The 4348-nt window shown below is 74.7% G+C and carries 3 protein-coding genes; 2 read left to right on the plus strand and 1 reads right to left on the minus strand.

Annotation, left to right across the window (positions count from 1 at the left end; all coding sequences use genetic code 11):
- A partial coding sequence (locus F6X68_RS31055) for an alpha/beta hydrolase (protein ID WP_225852537.1) occupies window positions 1-1114 on the plus strand: 1114 nt, incomplete at its 5' end.
- A 67-nt stretch (window positions 1115-1181) separates the two neighbouring features.
- On the opposite strand, the gene glmS is transcribed toward F6X68_RS31055, so the two are convergent.
- Complete coding sequence (glmS, locus tag F6X68_RS31060; protein ID WP_151457587.1) at window positions 1182-3095, minus strand: glutamine--fructose-6-phosphate transaminase (isomerizing); 1914 nt, start codon at window positions 3093-3095, stop codon at window positions 1182-1184.
- Window positions 3096-3299: 204 nt separating this feature from the next.
- Here glmS and F6X68_RS31065 point away from each other — a divergent pair.
- Window positions 3300-4348: pyridoxal phosphate-dependent aminotransferase (locus F6X68_RS31065; protein WP_151457588.1), on the plus strand; the 1049-nt coding region annotated here is incomplete at its 3' end.

A 4348-nucleotide genomic window follows, 5' to 3' on the forward strand; every position in this document is an offset into this window, starting at 1 on the left:
GGCCGACGCCGCCCGCGCGGGGTGGGCCGAGCGGCCGCCGCCCGGCCGCCCGAAGGCCGGCGCCGACCCGGCGTCGGTGCGGGCCTGGTGGGCCGGGCTCACGCCCGCGCAGCGCCGGTGGCTCGTCGCGCACGAGCCGGGGCTCCTCGGCCGCCTCGACGGGGTGCCGGTGGCCACCCGCGACCAGGCCAACCGGCTGCTGCTCGGGGCGCGGCGGGAGGAACTGCTGGCCGCGCGGCGAAGGCTGCTGGAGCGGGTGCCGCGCGGGCCGGTCGAGCTGGCCGGGCTGTCGCGGATCGGGAAGTCCCTGGCCGGGCTGGACGCGCTGGCCGCCCGCCTGGCGGGCGACGAGCAGCCCCGGGCGTACCTGCTGGGGCTGGGCACGGGCGGCGAGGGACGGGCGGTGGTGGCGCTGGGCAACCCCGACCGGTCGGCCCGGGTGCTGACCTACGTGCCGGGGATGACCGCGGGCCTGCACGACGTGCCCGGCGAGTTGGGTCGGGCGGCCCGGGTGCTGGCCCGCTGCGCCGCCCTCGCCCCCGAGGAGGAGGCCGCCGCGGTGCTCTGGCTGGACTACGACGCCCCCGATTTCCTGCACGAGGCGGCGTGGCCGGGCCAGGCCCAGAACGCCGGCCCGGCGCTGCACCGGTTCCAGGAAGGGCTGCGGGAGACCCACGACGGGCCGCCGGGCCGGCAGACCGTGCTCGGGCACAGCTACGGCTCGCTGGTGGTCGGCACGGCCGCCCGCGATCACGGGCTGGCCGCCGACGCGCTGGTCTTCGTCGGCTCGCCCGGGGTGGGGGTCGCCCATGCGGGCGAGTTGGGCGTGCCGCCCGGGCAGGTCTGGGCGAGCACCGCGCCGGACGACGTGATCCGGTGGGCCCGGCCGCCGGACGAGCTGGCCCGCCGGTCCCTGCTGGGCGCGTCGCCGGTCGGCCCGGCGATCGGGGCGCTGCTCGGCGCGCCGGAGCGGGAGCTGTGGTTCGGGCAGGACCCGTCCCACCCGGGCTTCGGCGGGCGTACGTTCCCCAGCGGCCGGCACGGCCACACGGGCTACTGGGCGCCCGACAACCCGGCCCTCGACGGGATGGCCCGGGTGGTGCTCGGCCGCTGACCCGCGCGACGCGGCGGGCCCCGCCCACCGGCGCGGGTGGACGGGGCCCGTCGTGGGGCGGTGCGGCCTACTCGACCGTGACCGACTTCGCCAGGTTGCGGGGCTGGTCCACGTCGTGCCCCCGGGCGGCGGCGATCTCGGCCGCCAGGACCTGCAACGGCACGGTGGTGACCAGCGGCGCGAGCAGCGTCGGCGTACGCGGCACGCGGATCAGGTGGTCGGCGTAGCGGACGACCGCCTCGTCGCCCTCCTCCGCGATCACGATGGTCCGGGCGCCGCGCGCCCGTACCTCCTGGATGTTGGAGACCACCTTGTCGTGCAGCATGCCCCGGCCGACCGGGGAGGGCACGATGCAGATCACCGGGGTGCCCTTGTCGATCAGCGCGATCGGGCCGTGCTTCAGCTCGCCGGCGGCGAAGCCCTCGGCGTGCATGTACGCCAGCTCCTTGAGCTTGAGCGCGCCCTCCAGGGCCACCGGATAGCCCACGTGCCGGCCGATGAAGAGCACGGTCGGCTCGGCCTTCAGGTCGCGGGCCAGCTCGCGGACAGGCTCGATCCGCTCCAGCAGCTCGCGCAGCTTGCCCGGCATCTCCTGGAGCTGGGCGACGACGGCGGCCACCTCGTCGGCGAACTTGATGCCGCGCACCTGGGCCAGGTGCAGGCCGATCAGGTAGCAGGCGACGAGCTGGGTGAGGAACGCCTTGGTGGACGCGACGGCGATCTCCGGCCCGCCGTGGGTATAGAGGACCGCGTCGGACTCGCGGGGGATCGTGGACCCGTTGGTGTTGCAGATGGCCAGGACGCGGGCCTTCTGCTCCTTCGCGTGCCGCAGCGCCATCAGGGTGTCCATCGTCTCGCCGGACTGCGAGATCACCACGATCAGCGTGGACCGGTCGAGGACCGGGTCGCGGTAGCGGAACTCGCTGGCCAGCTCCACCTCGCACGGGATCCGGGTCCAGTGCTCGATGGCGTACTTGGCGACCAGGCCGGAGTGGTACGCGGTGCCGCAGGCGACGATGAAGATCTTGTCGACGTCGCGCAGGTCCTGGTCGCTGAGGCGGACCTCGTCGAGCATGATCTCGCCGGAGTCGGTGAGCCGGCCGAGCAGCGTGTCGGCGATGGCCTGCGGCTGCTCCTCGATCTCCTTGAGCATGAACCAGTCGTAGCCGCCCTTCTCGGCGGCGGAGGAGTCCCAGTCGATGTGGAAGTCCTTGCCGCTGGCGGGCTGGCCGGCGAAGTCGGTGATCTCGATGGTGTCGCCGGTGATCAGGACGATCTGGTCCTGGCCGAGCTCCACCGCCTCCCGGGTGTGCTCGATGAACGCGGCCACGTCGCTGGCGAGGTAGTTCTCGCCGTCGCCCCGCCCGACGACGAGCGGCGAGTTGCGCCGGGCGCCGACCACCGCGCCGGGCACCGCGGCGTCGACGGCGAGCAGCGTGAACGCGCCCTCCAGCCGCTGGCAGACCACCCGCATGCCGGCGGCGAGCAGCTGCGGCCCGTCGGGGTGGCCGGCGGCGCGCAGGTCGGCCAGCGCGGCGGAGAGCAGGTGCGCGGCGCACTCGGTGTCGGTGTCGCTGGTGAACTGGACGCCGTCGGCCTCCAGTTCGGCGCGCAGCTTGGCGAAGTTCTCGATGATGCCGTTGTGGATCACGGCGACGCGGCCGTCGGGGGCCAGGTGCGGGTGGGCGTTGCGGTCGGTCGGGCCGCCGTGGGTGGCCCAGCGGGTGTGCCCGATGCCGGTGGTGCCGTCCCCGATGCCGATCGGGCTGGCCGCGCAGGACGTGGGATCCTCGGCGGCCCGCTCGGAGAGCACCTTCTCCAGGTTGGCCAGCTTGCCGGCCTTCTTCTCGGTCAGCAGCGCGCCGTCGCAGACGATGGCGACGCCGGCCGAGTCGTAGCCGCGGTATTCCAGCCGCCGCAGTCCGTCGAGCACGATGCCGAGCGCCGGGCGCGCGCCGGCGTAACCAACGATTCCACACATGTCCCGCAGCCTAACCTAGTTCCACTCATCGCGCGTGCGCGAAAGCCGGGTAAACGATCACCCAACTTGAGCGATCGGAGGGGAAGCGGCACTCTCCGTGACATAGCTCCGCCGGGCGACGGTGCTGCCGGCGACGGTTCCGGGCGGTCGGGGCCGCCCTCGGCAGGGGTTGAAGCCGCGCCGGGAGTCCGTAGGCTGGCGGGCGTGACGACCGCCGACGTGGATCCGCTGGTGGCCCGGATGCGCCCGTTCGGGACGACCGTCTTCGCCGAGATGTCCGCCCTCGCCGTGCGCACCGGCGCGGTCAACCTCGGTCAGGGCTTCCCCGACACCGACGGGCCGCCGGAGATGCTGGCCGCCGCCGCGGAGGCGCTGCGCACCGGGCAGAACCAGTACCCGCCGGGCCCGGGCGTCCCGGCGTTGCGCGCGGCGGTGGCGGCACACCAGCGCCGGTTCTGGGGACTGGAGTACGACCCGGACGGCGAGATCGTGGTGACGGCGGGCGCCACCGAGGCGATCGCGGCGGCCATCCTCGGGCTCTGCGAGCCGGGCGACGAGGTCGTCTGCTTCGAGCCCTACTACGACTCGTACGCCGCCTCGGTCGCGCTGGCCGGCGCGGTCCGGCGCCCGGTCACGCTGCGTCCCGCCGCCGACGGCCGGTACGCCTTCGACCCGGCCGCCCTGCGCGCCGCGTTCGGCCCGCGCACCCGGCTGGTGCTGCTGAACTCGCCGCACAACCCGACCGGCAAGGTGTTCACCCCCGACGAGCTGGCCCTGGTCGCCGAGCTGTGCCGGGAGCACGGCGCGTACGCGGTGACCGACGAGGTGTACGAGCACCTGGTCTTCGCCGACGCGTCCACCCCGCACGTCCCGCTGGCCACTCTGCCCGGCATGCGGGAGCGGACGCTGCGCATCTCGTCGGCCGGCAAGACGTTCTCCTGCACGGGTTGGAAGGTCGGCTGGGTGAGCGGGCCGGCGGCGCTGGTCTCGGCGGTGCTGCGGGTGAAGCAGTTCCTCACCTTCGTCAACGCCGCGCCGCTCCAGCCGGCGGTCGCGGTGGCGCTGGCCCTGCCGGACGCCTACTTCGCCGACTTCCGCGACGACATGCAGGCCCGCCGCGACCAGCTCGTCGGCGGGCTCACCGACGCCGGGTTCGAGGTGCTCCCGCCGGAGGGCACCTATTTCGTCACCGCCGACGTCAGCGCGCTGGGCGGGCGGGACGGGGTGGAGTTCTGCCGGTCCCTGCCCGAGCG

The sequence above is a fragment of the Micromonospora sp. AMSO12t genome (genome assembly GCF_008806585.1).
In the GTDB taxonomy this organism is placed as follows: Bacteria; Actinomycetota; Actinomycetes; order Mycobacteriales; family Micromonosporaceae; genus Micromonospora; species Micromonospora reichwaldensis.